16 protein-coding genes are annotated in these 18178 nt (G+C 39.8%); 9 read left to right on the forward strand and 7 right to left on the reverse strand.

The features are described from left to right. Positions 1-46 precede the first annotated feature (46 nt). Positions 47-772 (reverse strand): energy transducer TonB, encoded by a 726-nt coding sequence (locus IR083_RS13490; RefSeq protein WP_194224698.1) that lies wholly within the window; start codon positions 770-772, stop codon positions 47-49. Between the two features lie 64 nt (positions 773-836). Further along, positions 837-2021, reverse strand: coding sequence for a DUF5009 domain-containing protein (locus IR083_RS13495; protein WP_194224699.1), 1185 nt, complete (start codon positions 2019-2021; stop codon positions 837-839). Between the two features lie 513 nt (positions 2022-2534). On the opposite strand from IR083_RS13495, the gene IR083_RS13500 reads away from it, so the two are divergent. From IR083_RS13500 to IR083_RS13535, 8 genes are all read left to right on the forward strand, one after another. Next, positions 2535-2843 carry a DUF4286 family protein gene (locus IR083_RS13500; protein ID WP_194224700.1) on the forward strand — a complete coding sequence of 103 codons (309 nt, stop codon included), beginning with the start codon at positions 2535-2537 and terminating at the stop codon, positions 2841-2843. 2 nt (positions 2844-2845) lie between these two features. Continuing rightward, the gene (gene ruvC / locus IR083_RS13505; RefSeq protein ID WP_185095960.1) at positions 2846-3406 is read left to right on the forward strand and encodes a crossover junction endodeoxyribonuclease RuvC; all 561 of its coding nucleotides are present in this window, start codon (positions 2846-2848) and stop codon (positions 3404-3406) included. A gap of 9 nt (positions 3407-3415) precedes the next feature. Further along, on the forward strand, positions 3416-4084 hold the full coding sequence (lipB, locus tag IR083_RS13510) for a lipoyl(octanoyl) transferase LipB (protein WP_194224701.1): 669 nt from the start codon (positions 3416-3418) through the stop codon (positions 4082-4084). 104 nt (positions 4085-4188) lie between these two features. Beyond that, positions 4189-5133 carry a hypothetical protein gene (locus IR083_RS13515; RefSeq protein ID WP_194224702.1) on the forward strand — a complete coding sequence of 315 codons (945 nt, stop codon included), beginning with the start codon at positions 4189-4191 and terminating at the stop codon, positions 5131-5133. Positions 5134-5208: 75 nt separating this feature from the next. Continuing rightward, positions 5209-6012, forward strand: coding sequence for a UDP-2,3-diacylglucosamine diphosphatase (locus IR083_RS13520; RefSeq protein ID WP_194224703.1), 804 nt, complete (start codon positions 5209-5211; stop codon positions 6010-6012). Beyond that, positions 6009-7091, forward strand: coding sequence for a glycosyltransferase family protein (locus IR083_RS13525; RefSeq protein ID WP_194224704.1), 1083 nt, complete (start codon positions 6009-6011; stop codon positions 7089-7091). The genes IR083_RS13520 and IR083_RS13525 overlap by 4 nt, the downstream gene beginning before the upstream one ends. After that, positions 7091-9136: a polyphosphate kinase 1 gene (gene ppk1, locus IR083_RS13530; protein WP_194224705.1), complete on the forward strand. Its 2046-nt coding sequence runs from the start codon at positions 7091-7093 to the stop codon at positions 9134-9136. Before IR083_RS13525 ends, ppk1 begins: the two co-directional genes overlap by 1 nt. Continuing rightward, positions 9133-10029, forward strand: a complete 897-nt coding sequence (locus IR083_RS13535; protein ID WP_194224706.1) for a hypothetical protein — start codon at positions 9133-9135, stop codon at positions 10027-10029. Before ppk1 ends, IR083_RS13535 begins: the two co-directional genes overlap by 4 nt. A 661-nt stretch (positions 10030-10690) precedes the next feature. Here the strand turns inward: IR083_RS13535 and IR083_RS13540 are convergent. Together IR083_RS13540 and IR083_RS13545 are read right to left on the reverse strand one after the other, a co-directional pair. After that, positions 10691-11071: a hypothetical protein gene (locus tag IR083_RS13540; RefSeq protein WP_194224707.1), complete on the reverse strand. Its 381-nt coding sequence runs from the start codon at positions 11069-11071 to the stop codon at positions 10691-10693. A gap of 7 nt (positions 11072-11078) precedes the next feature. After that, on the reverse strand, positions 11079-11267 hold the full coding sequence (locus tag IR083_RS13545; RefSeq protein ID WP_006799793.1) for a hypothetical protein: 189 nt from the start codon (positions 11265-11267) through the stop codon (positions 11079-11081). A 128-nt stretch (positions 11268-11395) separates the two neighbouring features. On the opposite strand from IR083_RS13545, the gene IR083_RS13550 reads away from it, so the two are divergent. Further along, on the forward strand, positions 11396-12109 hold the full coding sequence (locus tag IR083_RS13550; protein WP_194224708.1) for a helix-turn-helix transcriptional regulator: 714 nt from the start codon (positions 11396-11398) through the stop codon (positions 12107-12109). A gap of 27 nt (positions 12110-12136) precedes the next feature. On the opposite strand, the gene IR083_RS13555 is transcribed toward IR083_RS13550, so the two are convergent. From IR083_RS13555 to IR083_RS13565, 3 genes are all read right to left on the reverse strand, one after another. After that, the gene (locus IR083_RS13555; protein ID WP_194224709.1) at positions 12137-12952 is read right to left on the reverse strand and encodes an FAD:protein FMN transferase; all 816 of its coding nucleotides are present in this window, start codon (positions 12950-12952) and stop codon (positions 12137-12139) included. A gap of 296 nt (positions 12953-13248) precedes the next feature. Further along, positions 13249-14862 carry a RagB/SusD family nutrient uptake outer membrane protein gene (locus IR083_RS13560; protein ID WP_006799796.1) on the reverse strand — a complete coding sequence of 538 codons (1614 nt, stop codon included), beginning with the start codon at positions 14860-14862 and terminating at the stop codon, positions 13249-13251. An 11-nt stretch (positions 14863-14873) separates the two neighbouring features. Further along, positions 14874-17972: a SusC/RagA family TonB-linked outer membrane protein gene (locus IR083_RS13565; protein WP_194224710.1), complete on the reverse strand. Its 3099-nt coding sequence runs from the start codon at positions 17970-17972 to the stop codon at positions 14874-14876. Between the last annotated feature and the right edge of the window lie 206 nt (positions 17973-18178).

Genomic DNA, 18178 nt, shown 5'->3' on the forward strand with positions numbered 1-18178 from the left:
TCTCAACCTCAATATATAAAGTCCGTGCAGCAATGTGCGGACTTTTTTATTGAGACAGCCGGAATACAATCGGTATAGTATAATATACATTCACTAGTTCTCCTTTATGTTTTCCCGGTATCCAGTCCGGCATTAAATTAATTACTCTGAGGGCTTCTTTATCTGCAATAGGTGTAATACCTCTTAGAACTATCGGATTTACAACTTTTCCCTCTTTCGTTACAATAAATCGGATTGTTACCCGCCCCTGAAAGTAAGTTCCATTATCAGGCCATTTCAGATTATCTCTCAAAAAGTTAAACATCTCCTGTTCCCCTCCGGGAAAAGACGGCATCTGATCCGCTGTATGACGTATTTCTTCGCCATCTGCAACACCTTCTATTGGCAGACGAAAAATAACCGGAAGTGTAAAATCTGTATCCTTAATATTTTTCACATCTTTCTCCCATTCCCATTTAGGCATCGCCTTTATTATATCCATAACTAAACTGTCACAATCGGGATGAATACCTCTGATGATATGCACATTCGTTATACTTCCATCAGTTTTTATTGTAAATCTGGTAATAACCCGCCCTTCAGCATTAGCTTTTATAGCCGATTCCGGATACTTCTGTCTTTCCTTTATAAATTTATACATCTCCTGCTCCCCTCCGGGAAACCGGGGCATAATATCCACAGGAATATATATATTGTCTTTACCTAAACTCCCCTCCTGCGCATTAGAAAAGATGGTTACTGATATAAGAAAAAATAATAATGCTTTCTTCATAGCTTATCGAATATGAGTTACTCTATATAGATAAACCATAATGCGAAAATCCATAAAAAGAATCCTATATTTTCAGTTTCACCCCAACCTTCACCAACAATGCCGTAAGCCCGATAGTCAGCAGTGAAAATACAGCACACTTCAATAATCCGACCGGACTAACCAACAAGACTTCCGGTAATTGCAGATTTATCAATGTAAAAATCGAATATAATAAATACGGCAGCAGATAACAGGTCAAGGTAGCTGTTCCTGCAGGCTTTATAATATCAAACCACGATGCTTTCCCTTGCATATCGGTGAGCCGGTATATAAAAGCATATGTCAGAAGGGATATTCCCAAACACAAAAACAACCATGTCGGCGTAGCCTGTATTTTAGATATAATCCAGAATGAATGTGATAAGAGTCCAAGCAGCAGAGTCCCAATACCTGCGACAAAAGTTATGACTAATTTCCGGTTCGGGTTAACTTCTGTTTCGGGACGTTTAAAAAGTAACATAAGTAACACACCTCCCATTGTAAATGCATGGAAACAACCATTCCCCGGGATTATCTCATGGAAGAATCCTAACCAGTGATTAGATCCGGCTATACATAACAATATAAACAAGACAGCTGCAATCCACAAATACATCCGGTTCTTGTATAAAAACAGGTAAATGATTGCACACAGTAAATATGTCCAGCCGATAAGCCCTAAAATTCCCCACCAGCGGATTTGGAACAATCCACCCTCTCCATCTCTGTAGATTACTGCCAATACACCAAGTATGATAACTCCCAGAACTTTCAAGGCTGTAAACAGATGCTTTTTACCGCCTTCTTGTTTTGGATAAACATTCCATATAAGAAAGAAACCAAACAATGTCAATATAGTAAAGACAGGCTTACTTATGCCCGTTTCACCCGCCACACCCGATTCCAGATTTACGGTAAAGAGTCCCATAACTAGCAATGCCACCGAGCGCACTACTATATGCCATAAGATCTGTTTTTTCGTCTCACCTTTCTTCATCCGGCTCTCCATAGCCAGAGGTATAGACATACCCAATATAAAAAGGAAAGAAGGAAATACGACATCCGAAAAGCCCAGCATATCTTCCGAAGCCGCCGCATGTTCCAGCCAATGGGGAACACCCGATACAGACCAGAAATCGTTGACAAAAATCATAAAAAACATCGTCAAAGCCCTGAATATATCTATCGAGGCTACCCGTACAGGTTTTGCTATAAGAAAGGAATCCATATGATACTTGATTTATAGTTTATAAAAATAAGGATAATTCCAGAAACAAAAGGATAACATTGCAAAAAGGTAACAAAGGTTACACATATTTCATCTATTAGCTAATAGCTATTAGCCGTTAGCGTTGGCTATCGCATAAGTGATTTACAGTTAGCAGTAAACAATATTTTCACGCAGAGATGCTAAGGTGCAAAGTCCAATTCATGATTTATAACTCATAATTCATAACTTATTACCGTATTCACGTTTATTAACTATGTTTGGTTAAAACCTGACACATCTGACAGAATTCGCATCATTTCTATCTTGTTATTTTAACATCAATTAACTATGTTTGATTAAAAGGTAACAAAGGTTACACTTTTTTATTTATTACTTCTACCCTCCCTATAGCCTCCCCTTGGGGAGGTTGGTGGGGTCTATCAATACTTCAAAGAGCTATCAGCTAAAGGCTATTGGCTAATATATAGATAAACTTTTCGTACTTTTGTTATAAATATAATAAACTTACAAATGATAATATTCAATACCACTTTTCATGTAGAAGACGATGTTTGCAGCGATTACATTAGCTACATGAAAGAAACATATATTCCGAAAGCTGCTATCAGCGGATTCCTGCATGAACCGAGATTCGCCCGTATTCATGCACAACATGAAGAAAGCGGCAGCAGTTATTCCCTGCAATTCAAAGTAAAAAATGTAGACACGCTCAACCACTGGTTCGAGACAGAAGGTCTGGATTTACAAAAAGAAATTACGGTACGCTTCGGGAATAAAGCTCTGGGATTTGTTACATTACTGGAAGAAATCGAATTATAATGATAGAAAAGGAACGGATCATTCTGGGTATCGACCCGGGAACCCAGGTAATGGGATATGGGATTTTAAGGGTGGTGAATAACAAGCCCGAAATGCTGGCAATGGGTATACTCCAGTTGAGTAAGTATGATGACCATTACCTTAAACTTCGCCGCATCTTTGAACGCATAATAAGCCTGATTGATGAATTTCTGCCTGACGAGCTGGCTATCGAGGCTCCCTTTTTTGGAAAGAATGTGCAAAGTATGCTCAAACTCGGCCGTGCGCAGGGTGTAGCTATGGCTGCAGCTTTATCCCGGGATATTCCTATTTTTGAATACGCCCCATTGAAAATAAAGATGTCGATTACCGGAAACGGAAGGGCTGCCAAAGAGCAGGTTGCCTATATGTTACAAAACTTTCTGAAAATCCCGGATGAGAATATGCTGCCGCAGATGGATGCTACCGACGGATTAGCTGCTGCAGTTTGCCATTTTTTCCAAACAAACAATCCTTCTCAGGAAGTAAAATTTACAAGTTGGAAAGATTATATAAATAAAAATCCGTCAAAAGTAAAAAAATAGATAACTCATATGATATACGAAGACCTGAAAACGATAGAATACGGCGATGCATGGGATTACCAGCAACAGCTATTCGCAGAGGCTTTAAACTGCAAGGACAAAGGAATTCAAACTAAAAACCATCTACTGTTTTGTGAACATCCCCATACCATCACAATTGGCAAACATGGTAAACAGGAGAATTTACTCTTTCAGGAAAGTTACCTGAAAGAAAAAGGAGTATCACTTTTCCAAATAGACAGGGGAGGTGACATCACCTATCATGGTCCGGGACAACTTGTTGGTTATCCGATATTTGATCTGGAGTCTTATGATATCGGTCTCCGCCAATATATCTTTAACGTAGAGGAAATTATTATCCGCCTTCTGCAATCATATAATATCCAGTCGGAACGTCTCGATGGTGCAGCCGGCGTATGGATTGATACAACTATCCCTTCAAAAACACGGAAGATAGCTGCCATAGGAGTCCGTAGCAGCCGCTTTGTCACTATGCACGGATTTGCACTGAATGTAAATACCGATTTATCTTTTTTCTCACTCATTAATCCTTGTGGCTTTGTAGATAAAGGAGTTACCTCAATGGAGAAAGAACTGGGATATAGAATAGACATGGAAGAAGTAAAGGAAAAAACAAAAAATCTGTTTGAAGAGATCTTCATTGAAAAGATTGTTTAATAGCTGTTTAACGAATTTTAGTTTCCCCACTCCAAACTTAACCGCGACTTAATCGTTTCGTAATCACCTTCTCATACTTTTGACGAAACAAAAAATGTAAAGAGATGGATATAAAACGATTGGGAGCTATCGACATTGGCTCCAACTCGGTACGTCTGCTGATTACGGATGTACTCGACTATCACGGCAAAGCAATCTTCAAAAAAGATTCCCTGATACGCATACCTTTAAAGTTAGGAGAAGACACATTCTCTACCGGATTGATCAGTGAACAGAAAAAAGAGAAACTCGCTATACTGATGCAGGCTTTCTATGGCCTGATTCAGGTAAATGATGTGGAAAAGTGGCGTATCTGCGCTACATCGGCCATCAGGGAAGCTACCAATGCGAATGAAGTACTCGATTATGTATATGCCAGATCAGGTATCGAAATCGAGATAGTGGACAGTAAAGAAGAAGCCCGCTTTATACTGACCAATAGCATAGACGAACTTCTGGAAGAAAACAGGGCATATATATACACTGATGTAGGTGGCGGCAGTACAGAAATGGTTATATTCCATCAGAATAAAGAGATTGCTACAGAGGGATTCAGATTGGGAACCTTACGCAATTTATCTCAGGAAGAGGAAAGAGCCGAATGGGAAAGGATGAAAGACTGGCTTGCCGAATACTGCAAAGACTTTGTGAAAATATCCCTGATAGGCTCAGGAGGCAATATTAATAAGCTGGACTCACTGCTTCGCCGCTGTGGACGTATAAGACGTGAGGAACTCGTTAGTTTTTCGTGTAAACTGAGAAAGATGAGTTACGAGGAGCGTCTACTTAAATATAATATAAACCTCAACCGGGCTGACGTTCTGCTTCCGGCCATCGATATATATCTGCGAATAATGAAACTGGCGCGGGCTTTGGTAATAGAAACGCCAATAATCGGTGTAGCCGACGGCATAATCAAAGATTTATACCTGAGAAACTATATGCCGGTCTCAGTTTCCGATGCAGATAAAGTGGAGCAATCCCAAATAACAGGAAAACAACCCGCTTAACAGTTTATTCATAAGACCTTAACATAGCTGTCATAATATATTTATTCTTTTGTTAACGATAAAAAAAGAATAGATATGAATCAAAAAAAACATCACAAGACCATCGTTTTATCGGACATACATTTAGGTTCGAAATGGTCGAAAGCTAAAGAAGCAACAAAGTATTTGAAAGAAAATACATGTGACACGCTCATCCTGTGCGGGGACATCATAGACGGGTGGCAACTCATGCGCGGAAAAAAAGCAAAATGGAAGAAACGCCACAGCAACTTTATAAAACTATTACTGGATATTCAACACGATACGAAAATCATCTACCTGAGAGGAAATCACGATGACTTTCTCGATCGTATCCTGCCTCTCCAGTTCCAGAATATAAAGATTGTAAAAGATTACATACATACAAGCAATGGCAAGCGTTTCTATGTAATACACGGCGACGTGTTCGATATGGTTACCAGCCGTTACAGCTGGCTGTCGAAAATCGGTGATGTAGGTTATACACTCCTGATGTGGGTAAATAAATATTATAACAACAGACGTTTGAAGAAAGGTCTGCCTTATTATTCACTTTCACGTGAGGTAAAGAAAAGAGTAAAAGCATCCGTTTCCTATATCAGCGACTACGAGAAGCATATAGTGGAAATAGCGCGGAAGAAAAAATGTGATGGTGTTATCTGCGGACACATCCACCACCCTGAAAAGGCGTATTACGATGAAATATTATATCTCAACTCGGGCGACTGGGTGGAATCTTTATCCGCACTGACCGAGGATTATGATGGAAATTGGGAAGTAGTAATGTATGCTCAGGAAGAAAAAGTGGTGGAAGTTATGAAAGAGGATAAAGTTCCCGAAAAAGTAAAATTAGCCATATGAAATACCTATTCATCGTTCAGGGAGACGGCCGCGGGCATATGACACAAGCTATAGCCCTATCCGAAATACTACGCCGCAACGGACACGAAGTAGTTGAAGTACTGATAGGGAAAAGTAAAATAAGGGAGATACCGGATTTCTTTTATGAAAAAATAGGAGCGAAAGTCCGGGTTTTCGACACACTGTCTTTCAGTTTCAAAAAAGATAAAAAACATATACACCTGCTAAAAACAATACTATACAACATTACTCCTAAAAGGCTCAGAAAGTATAAGAAAAGCATAGAAAAAATACACAGGCGCATAAAGAAAAACGAGCCGGATGTTGTTGTCAATTTCTATGAAATACTGACAGGCTTTACTCACTTACGTTTCAGCTTGGATGTCCCTATTATCAACATAGGTCATCAATACCTGCTAAAACATCCGGGATATACACATGGTAAAGGAGACGGACAGGGAATGATGTTTCTTCGCCTGCACAGCCTGCTATGCGGCGTAGGAGCCACTAAGACGCTTGCCTTATCGTTCTACCCACTGAAAGACTATATCCCCGAACGCATTGCAGTAGTACCTCCATTATTAAGAAAAGAGGTATTGAACCTTAAACCTACAAAGGGAGACTACATACTGGGTTATATGCTGAACCACGGTTATGAAGCCGAAGTAAGAGCATGGCATGCAAAGCATCCCGATATTAACCTGCATTTCTTCTGGGACAAAAAAGATGCCGATAAAGAACAACGCATCGATAAAAATTTAACACTTCACACGATTGATGATGAAAAATTCCTTAACTTTATGAGCGGATGCCGGGGATATGTTACCACTGCCGGATTTGAGTCGGTATGTGAAGCCCTTTACCTCGATAAACCTATAATGATGATACCGGCGCATATAGAACAAGAAGTAAATGCTGCTGATACCGCATCTTTCGGAGGAGGAGTTATCGGGAACAATTTTAATATAAGTGTGTTATTGAATTATATGGAAACGAAAGAAAATTCGGACGATAAATTCCGCAAATGGGTAGATTCGGCTGAAGAAACCTTTCTCAGACACCTTACAACACTTGTGTAATGATAAATAACAGAGATTTAAGCTGGCTCACGTTTAATGAACGTGTATTACAGGAGGCTCAGGATAAGAGCGTACCTTTGATGCAACGGCTCCGCTTTCTGGGGATATTTTCGAACAATCAGGATGAATTTATCAAAGTGCGGGTAGCCAATATTGTACGGCTGAGCCAGATAAAAGGGAAAAAAACGCCCCGATTTTCGGGAGGATACACAGGCAGGGAACTACTGCCCCTTGTTAATGCCGGAGTATATGCCGGGCAAAAAAAGTTTGTGCATACCTATACCGAGGTTCTCGACGAAATGGAGCAACAGGGAATATATGTTATCAATGAAAAGCAATTGAGCAGGAAGCAAAAACAATTCTGCCGCGACTACTTTTCATCTGTTGTCAGCCAGCGACTGGTTCCTCTCATTTTAAAGAAAACAACTCAGATACCATTTTTGCAGGATAACAATATCTATCATGCCGTAAAGATGACCTCAGGTAAGAATTGTAAAAATCCACGGTATGCAATCATTCAGATACCCGTAAGCAGTTCATGTCCCCGGTTCATCGTACTTCCTTCCGTGAAAGACAGGAATGATATCATTTTTCTGGATGATATTATCCGGCTGTGCCTCGATGAGATATTCTTCATGTTCAATTACAAATATATATCGGCCTACACATTCAAACTAATGCGTGACGCGCAGCTGACTCTGGACGACGACATATCGAAAAGCCTGATAGAAAAGATGGAAGACGGATTACAGAACCGACTGCACGGGCAACCGGTACGCCTGATCTACGATAAGGAAATGCCGGATGACCTATTAGATATAATCGCCACAAAGCTACGGCTGAAAGGCAATGAGGGACTGGATGCCGGCGGCAGATACCATCTGATGCGCGACCTGATGAAATTTCCGAAAGTCCGCCCCGATCTGGAGAGTAAAAGCCCTGAGCCCTTACAGCATCCCGATATAAAAGCATTTTCGAGTATACTGAAAGTTATAAGCAGAAAAGATATCTTGCTTAATTATCCTTATCATACATTCAACCATTTTATCGATTTTCTCCGTGAAGCGGCTATCGACCCCAAGGTAGAAAGCATATATATAACGCTTTATCGTGTGGCAGAACGTTCGAAAGTAATAAACGCGCTGATAAATGCGGCAAAGAACGGAAAGAAAGTCGTCGTACTGCTCGAACTCCTTGCACGCTTCGATGAAGAGCAGAATGTAGAATATTCCGAGTTGCTGCAAAAAGAAGGGATAAAAGTCATACATGGCGCAAATGGCCTGAAAGTACACAGCAAACTGGTACTGGTACAGCGTAAAGACAGAGGATATGCCTATATAGGAACAGGTAATTTTAATGAATCTACTGCACAGATATATGGAGATTTCGGCTTATTCACATCTAATTCGCAAATAGTAGCTGATGCTGCGGCTGTTTTTGATTTTTTACTCAACACCCATAAACACTTCTCTTTTAAGCAACTGATGATTTCTCCTTATTACATGAGGGAACAATTTGAAACATTAATAAAGCAGGAAATAAAGAACGCCCAGAGTGGTAAAAAAGCATATATATATGCTAAATTCAATAGCCTTACCGATGAGGATATGATTAGCCTGCTATATAAAGCCAGTCAGGCCGGAGTAGAAATACGCCTGATAGTAAGAGGAGCCTGTTGCCTGCAACCTCAGGTAAAGGACCAGAGCGAAAATATCAGGGTTATAAGTATTGTAGATAAATATCTGGAGCATGCGCGGCTTGCTATTTTCCACAATAATGGTGATGAAAATATATATATAATGAGTGCCGACTGGATGACCCGCAATCTTGACCGCAGGGTAGAGGTAGGCACCCCTATACTTGATAAAAAGATAAAAGAAACTCTAAAAGAATTCTTCAATATACAGTGGTCGGATAACGAAAAAGCACGGGATCTTACCATATTTGGCAGTAACGAATATGTAGAGAAAGGTGATAATCATTCCTGCCGTTCTCAAATGGCCCTGTATGATTTTTATAAAAATATCAATAAAGAAACCAAATGAACACTGATATATTCGCAGGTATAGATATAGGCTCCAATGCTATCCGCCTATTGATAAACAATATAGAAACTTCCGGAACAGGTGCCGACTTTAAGAAAGTAGCCTTTCTGCGTGTCCCGATCCGACTTGGGGAAGATGTATTCACTAAAAATGAGATAAGCGAAGATAAGAAACAACGTCTGATCGAAGCCATGCAAGGCTTTTCCCATATAATGAAAGCCTATGGGGTTACGGATTACAGGGCTTGTGCGACCAGCGCTATGCGTGATGCCAAGAACGGGAAAGATATAACAAATACAATCCTCGAAAAAAGCGGTATCGATATTGAAATCATTAGCGGACAGGAGGAAGCAGATATAATATATGAAGCCGGAGGCCTTAATAACCTGATGGACAAAAACCGCAGTTATCTGTATGTTGATGTAGGGGGTGGCAGTACGGAAGTAGTGGTATTCAGCAACCAGCAAAAAATAACTTCGAATTCTTTCCAGTTGGGAACTGTACGTATGCTAGTGGATGCGGTAAAAGAAGACGAGGAACAACGATTCAAATCGTGGTTGAAAGAAATATATAAGAAATATGCTCCTCTCAGCATAATTGCTTCCGGCGGAAATATCAATAAGGTGCATAAGATGCTTGGCAAAAGGGAAAAAGAATATCTTACTTATCCCGAGTTAAAAGTATTGTACGACACCTTGAAGGATATGAGCTATGAAGAAAGGATTCAGAATTTCAAATTGAATACTTACCGTGCCGATGTTATCATTCCTGCTCTTAAAATATTCCTTATAGTAAGCAAAGCTTGTAAAATAGGTGAGATATATGTGCCTAAAGTGGGGCTGGTAGATGGTATTATACATCATATTTATGGGGAAAAACACAAAGCTAAATAGATATTTTTTTAAAGATAAACGACAGTAAGAATTTTTACAGTTGATTAGTAATGTTGGATTTTATCTAATGCGCCATCCGGCTTGTTTTTCATTTTGCCTTGATGCAAAACGAAACAAAAAATCAAGGCTGCATCCCTCCGGCGACCCAAAACCGCAGCTCCGGTGGGGCAAAATAATACGGAATCATTTTTAGTTGGATTATCAGCCGTGTACAGCAGCTACCGTATTTTGCCCTACACCTCCGCTTTACGGATTGGGTACCCCGCCTGCGGAATGAGGCCGTTATCGCGATGCGGCGACAGGACAGAGATTTTTCAGGCTTTAGCCCCGCGTGCGTCAGCCCTTGCGCATTAGTGACGCAGGCGGGGTACCCAATCCGTTGCAGGCGACGTAGAATCAAACGGGGCGATAGCCCGTGTGTTTGATTCAGACGGCAAAACGGTTTTGGGTCGCCGAGGAGCGGAGCGCTAGCCTTTTGGTTCGTTTTGGGCAATGCCAAAATGAACATTTAAGCGGAACGAAGTGCAGCTGAAAAGAATTGAACTATTTCACACATATTCCGTACTACAATTACCAATTCAATCATCGAGTTGCATTACGAATAAAAAAGCCGCAACAGAAATTCCGTATGCGGCTTTCACTCAAATAAATTAATAGTGTTTCAGGTATCTCTGGTTATAGTAGAAACAGATACTATATTTTTTCCGGAATCAGTAACCACTTCTCTCCCGTTGTCTATCTGTCCGGTTAATGAATGAAAGAATGCGCCTGTTTGCAGACCATCCTCTATATCATGCTGGCATATCATTAATAATGAAGCGACCTCTCCCTGTGGCAAAAAGACTTCTTTCGACCAGTTATCATCTATATACAATGTAACATAACCTGTAGAATCTTTATAAGAGACAAAGACATTGCATGACTGTTTTGAATCGATAAGCACCTTGTACTTAACAGAGATTCTCGTTTTCTTGTCTGTTGAACATGAATACGCCCCCCAAAGAAACAACGGTAGCAGCATTATATAAGATATTGCTTTCATACTTTGCTTATTTATTTTCGCCCCATTTTACAATAGCGACCTGTTTTATTCGCTCATATGTATCTCCTTTTCTGGTCTTTAATGCATTTGTCACGGTATTTACATGGATACCTAAGGCAACAGAGACTTCCTTTTTCCATCCATGAGGTAAAAAATCCGGTAATTCTGCTTTTTGTATTATAGTCGTTTTTGCCATATGTTTTATTTTAAAAAATTCATATCTTTATGGCTTTGTGAATATTCACAAATGCAAATATACTCATTTGAGTATTCAAATACAAATAAAAATTAACTGAAATTCTCACATGAGAATATAATTATTTCATGTCTATTAATCAAAGAGTTCAGGAAATAATAGATAAACTGTTTTCAGGCAACAAAAGAGCCTTCTCTATTGCTGTCGGAATTGCTGCGACTGTCACAGAAAATATTGTGGGTACAAGAGGCACTAATCCTTCTTTTGAAGTGACCAGTAAAATAGCATCCGCAATTGAGAATCTCAATACAGAATGGTTGCTGACAGGAAAAGGTTCGATGTTTAAAACAGAAACATTAAACGAGAATGCTGTTACGGCTACAGTTTCCGAGAATGAACCTTATTACGGACAGAAATCAAATCATACAGAAAAACCTTTTATCGAATCTGTTTCTCTTGTGAAAGAGAGTTTTAGCCGGACCATCAGTACCGGCAACTGCAAGGCTATAATAATTCCATTTATAGATGATTACGACTTTTCATTACGAAACCATGGTGACAGTATGGTGAATAAATCTGATTTAAAGAAAAGCATATATGATCAGGATATAGTGGCTTGCAGATTTTGGGAAAATGGTTCTCATATACGCTGGGGCGAAGTATATGCTCTGGCTACAAAGCAAGGATATATCATAAAGAAAGTAGTGCCATCTGATGTAAAAGGGAAAATAACCTGTGTTTCTTTTAACGAAGAGAAAGGATATACTGCATATGACTTATCCCTTTCCGAAATCTCTGACTGGGCTATTGTTGTGGGGGTGGTATCCGTCAATGTATGGTAGAAGTCATAATATTCACAGATACAGACATCAAAGATTAAACGATAAATATTCGTCTATCACAAAATTTGAAGTTATCGCCGGAGCCGCTTCGTCCGGCGCTATCATCAGAGAAGTTGAGAGTACTTCTGCATCAATCGCATTTATCGCCTTAACGGATACAATCTTCCGCACCTCGCTATAAGTTCCTGTATGAGGGTCTAAAATATGCTTCGTATGGCTAGGCATATTCCCTGAAGTGGATAGTGTATTATCTTTCAATTCTACTATTCCCAGTGTATTTTGAGGATTATAGGGATCTTCTATTCCAATAGACCAATTATCCCCAAAGGGATGTGCGCCCAGTGCCAGCACCGAACTATTACCAAAATTTATCAATGCGCAACTGATACCTTTCGGCTGTAGGATATCCCTGATCTTCTCTAATGCATACCCTTTGGCATAAGCTCCCAGATCCAATTGAATATCCTGATCTTGAAAAAAAACAGTCTGTCTTTTGTTGTCTAAAAGAACCTGATTGAAGTCTTTCAGACTGATGTCAAAATAGCCCAGAGTCATTGCATGATACTGTCTGCAATCCACAAGCACCGACCATAATTCATCCTTCACCGAAACCGGAGAATGAACTGCCTGACGGTTAATCGAATACAATTCGCTTTCTTTATCAAATTTGTTGAACATCTTGCTCAACCGGAAAATCTCATTCTCAATTTCCACCCAGCATTGCAGCGATACATTTTTGTCCGGATGCAGAATCAGAGCATCTAGTCTGGTACCCATCACATGCATCATAGCCCCATGAAACAGATTGGAGGATTCATAAAAATTCGAATAGGAATCTGACATTATTATTAATCTTTCAAATTAAAAAAGGCTCTTTGCTTGTATAACAAAAATACTTATAACTTTTAGTTTTACAGTACGCAACTTACTTAAAGTCTCTGAATAATGAAAGAGGATATGAATTTTTTAATCATCCATTCCCCTTTCATCACTTCTCCAGAGCCTTATTCAGGCTTCATCAATCATGATAATTGAACGTTTTAAGTAGCGAGAGCAGAAGCAAAATAAATTTTGATTATGCCGAGTCACGAAAAACGACTAATGTAATTGAACGCTTCACTTATAACTTATAACTTATATCAATTCCATCCCGGATTTTGTGTAAGATTTGGATTCAAATCCATCTCAGCTTGTGGTATCGGCCATAAATAGTAATGGTCAGGAAATCCTCTCTGACGAATATTTACGCCTGTAAATTCTTTCATCCACACTCCGTCCACTACATCTTTACCTATTCTCCACCTGCGGATATCAGAATACCGTTGTCCTTCCCCGCAGAGTTCGACCATTCTTTCATGACGTATTCTTTCACGCATCTGTTCTTTGTTTAAGCCTGAAGGGAGATCCGGCATACCAACCCTGTCCCTCACGTCATTGACAGCATCGTAAACAGATTGGTCCGGAGCAGCGAGGGCTTCATTCTGCGCTTCTGCATACATCAGCATCACATCAGCCAAACGGATAAGAGGAAAGTTTTGCGGCATATTAGAAGCTAGTGTGTATGTTGATCCTGTTTCTACAAATTTTCGCCACGAATAACTACCATTTTCCCACACCGGTACAAATGTATTGGGAGTTACTTTATCCACAGGGAATCTGTAAAGCAAAGGGGCGCCTGTTTTTCCAACAAATTCGGACCAAGGCACAATAATTCCTGCATGTAGACGAGGATCCCTGTTTTCAAACAATTTTCTGACAGAAGCCTCATCGTTCCAGTCTGCGGCACGGTTCGGGTTAAATGTTTCTCCATTTGCATTTTTGAAATTATTAAAATCGAACGGAGTACCGTCTATCATTTCATATGCATTTACCAGTTCTGGTGTCGGACGGGTACGTTGCGAACCCTTTGTTATCCCCGACTGATTACCATAATTAAGATCTGTAGCTAACCCATGCCCTGATTCGGCTACATACTGAACATCAAAAATAACTTCGCTATTATTATTCCCTGCTACCCTGAACAAGGTATGGTAGTCGCCAAGGAGTTTCCTGTCGCTTTTCTCCATGACTTCCTTAAAGTCCGCGGCCGCTTTATCATATTGCTTTGCCCAAAGATGAGCTTTTCCTCGCATTGCCAGTGCTGCCCATTTAGTAGCGCGTCCTTTATCAGACAGGCCATAACTTTCCGGCAACAGCGAAATGGCATCTGTCATATCCTGTACAATAAACTTATACACATCATCCTCTGTATCACGAGCCTTATATCCTTCATCGATATTCATGGGATAGTCATAGATCGGAACACCTCCGAAATAATCCCATAGTTTGAAATAGAAATATCCTCTGAAAAACTTGGCTTCACCCAGACAACGATTCTTTATTATTGCATCCATACCAACGATATCGGGTATATATTTCAATGCCGTATTAGCCCTGTAAATACCTTTGTAGAATATTCCCCAGGATGTTGAATATATTCCAGCATTAGTAGGATTCACGCCGGTGGTCAAACCTGTAGCCCACGATTGGTAGGCAATATCGGTAAAATCATCCATCATGCCGTATATAACTATACTATTGACAAACTCGCGGTTAGCATGGTATAACGGATTTATGCCCTGTATTGCATCTTCCTGCGATTTCCAGTAATCCCCTTCCGACAGTCCGACCAATGAGTTACGATCCAGAAAACTATCGCTGCAAGAAGAAAGAAGACAAACAGATAGTAAGATTAATATTATTTTGTTTTTCATGTCTCTTTTATTTAAAATGTTACATTTAAACCAATAACCCATTGCTTCATCAGAGGGTATGCCATACTTGGATTCTCCGGATTGTAGCCATCAAAACTCGTAAATGTGAAGTAATTTTCGAGGTTTGTATATACTCTCAATCTTTCAACCATAAACTTAGAGGTTAAATTTTTAGGCAAAGTGTATCCCAGCTGTATCGATTTTATTCTGAAATAGGATGTATTGTATAGCCAGTAATCACTATTCACTGTATTCAGAGCAGATCCTGATGTGCGTACACGTGGATATTTAGTCGAAGGATTATCTTCTGTCCAGCGGTTCAGTATTTCGGCTCTTTGCAGGAATCCTTCATTTATATTGAACGTATTAAATCCGTCATTCCCCCAGTAACCTTTAACTCCGCCTACTCCTTGCCCTACTACATTGATATCAATACCTTTATAAGCCGCACTGATATTAATTCCATAGGTTATTTTAGGTAGTGAGGAATAATCCTTAACTACACGGTCTTTATCATCGAATATTTTATCTCCGTTCGTATCTTTATATAGCATATCTCCAGGGCTAGGTTTTCCACCCACATAAGTAGCGAATGTATATCCATCGGCTATTAACTGATCTATCTCCTCCTGACTCTGTAGAATCCTATCGAACTCAAGTACATAAAAACTTTGATATGGACTGCCTTCCTGTGTTATAATCGCTCCGCTGATTGACTTATCCCCGTTATATTTAGTTACTTCATTACTGATAGTAGACAAGTTTCCGCTGACACTATAAGTAAAGTCTCTACCTACATTTCCATGATAAGTCGCCTGGAATTCCATTCCCTTATTCGACATCTCTGCTATATTTTGCCAAGGCGGAGTGAAATTGCCAAATACGAGAGGTATCGGAATTGTTGTCAATAGGTCGGTTGTCTTTTTATTATAATACTCAGCGCTCAGAGACAACCTGTTCTTCAACAGAACCAGATCCAGACCGATATTAGTCATAGTGGTTGTTTCCCATTTGATCTTACTATTTGCCAAATCTTTAGGAGCTACACCTTGCTGTAAAGTTCCACCGAACGGGTAAAGAAGAGAACCATATACCACCTGGTAACCATAATCGCCAATCCTGTTGTTTCCGAGTTTCCCCCATGAACCTCTTATCTTCACATCATCGAAAATATTCTTTAATGGTTGGGCAAAAGACTCCTCGGTCACTCTCCAGCCTCCGGAGAAAGAAGGGAAGAATCCCCATCTGTTATCTTTGTGAAACCGCGAAGAACCATCGTACCGGGCATTTGCTTCAAACAGATATTTGCCTTTATAGTCGTAGTTGATACGTCCGAAATACGACCGGAGTGCATCATCTGTTCCGTTCCCTGTGATTGCTTCATTCTCAACACCTGCGTCCATGATATAAATAGCATCATCACCCAGTATATCACCCTTTCTTGCATCGAACTTATCCATGCGGTTGTACTGCTGGTCAAAACCAAGCATTACGGCAAAATTGTGTTCTTTATTCAAAGAATAATTAAAGCGCAAGAGTGAATTCAATATAGTTGTATAATCTCTGCGTGTACCATTAAAAAGCTTATCTATATTAGAACTTGCCTGATATTCATAACCAGTCTGGAAATTCCATAGCGAATATGGCCTTGTATATTCCCAATTATTCCTATTATCGTAATTGAAGCCAAAGCTATTTTCCCATTCCAGATATTTCAGGAACTTTATTTTCGCGTAAGCTTTTAATCCCAGCTTTTGTCTTTCATAATTACCCCTTATGTTATCTATGTATGCTCTGGGATTCCCTACACGCGGAAAGTTTTCAAACATTGTTCCACCATAACGTCCATCTTCATATTGAGGAATAACTCCGGGTGTAGTATTTCTGATATTATCATAAAAGCTGGTTACATTGATAGGATCCCTGTCAGACCAGGAACCATAAACATTCCCCCCCATATCGAGCCAGTTTGTAACCTTCGAATCGACATTAATACGGAAAGAGTACTTTTTATAACCTGAGTTATCAATGATACCTTTATTGTCAAGATATCCGAGAGACATGGAGAAATTGGTATTTTTACCCCCTCCTCTTACCGTCAGGTTATGTTCTGTCACCACAGAGGTATTCAACATTTTATCATACCAGTCGGTATTCGGATAAAGAGGATTGCCTGCTGCCGACTCCGTTCTCCATTTTTCGATAAGGCTAACCGGATATTTTTCACGGCCTTCCGATTCGTTGACTAACTCCATATGAGTTGCCATATCATTAATAAAATCAACTGTCTTTGCTGCTTTTTGCCACCCTACATAACCACTGTAAGTAACATTCACCTTACCTTCACTTCCCCTCTTTGTGGTTACTAATATTACACCGTTAGCTGCCCTGGAACCGTAGATAGCCGAAGATGCAGCATCTTTCAGTACTGATACACTCTCTACATCGTTCGGATTAATGTCGTTCAATGCTCCCGGAACTCCATCGATAATAACCAATGGCGAAGCATCGTTCATAGTGCCTCTACCTCTCACCAATATATTAACATCCTCTGCGCCGGGCGTTCCCGATAACTGAGAAATATTCAATCCTGCGCTCAGTCCTGTCAATGCTGAAGAAAGACTCATTGTAGGACGACTCGACAAGGCTTCGTCAAACTTAACTGCCGATACGGCGCCGGTAAGATTCTGTTTTTTCATTGTACCATAGCCGACAACGATCACATCATCAATCACATGTGAGTTTTCTATCAGTTCAATGTCATAGTCATTACTTGATCCAACAGTAATTTCCTTCGAATGGTAACCAAGATATGTGACCACTATTACTGAACCGGAATTTACAGTTAACGAAAATTTTCCGTCAGTGTCAGTCATTGTGGCATTGGTTGTACCTTTTACGGTAACGCTCGCTCCTATAAGCGGCTCTCCCTGCACGTCCTTAACAATACCTTGTATTTTTTTCTGTTGTGCCGAAGCGGGTGGTAACTCTTGTGTTTTACTACCATTTTCCACTCCATCATGAGTATATGCATATGCAGTAATATTGGACAGCCCCAACATCACAGAGCAAATAAATGCCCATAAAATAAGTTTCTTTCGGTTTTTCATTTTATAAGGTTTTTCAATTATACGTTGGTTTTTCAAACTAGAATGACATCTTTTACAGTCAATAATTCTGTATTATCTAAGGATGCCATCATTCTCAAACATCTTTCTTATTTCATAATTATCAGAGTTTATAGTAACATTTTATTTACTATTAAATACGAATGTCAATTTAATGATGGATGAAAAAGCAGTATATCATACATCTA

It is taken from the genome of Dysgonomonas sp. GY75, assembly GCF_015234155.1.
In the GTDB taxonomy this organism is placed as follows: domain Bacteria; phylum Bacteroidota; class Bacteroidia; order Bacteroidales; family Dysgonomonadaceae; genus Dysgonomonas; species Dysgonomonas gadei.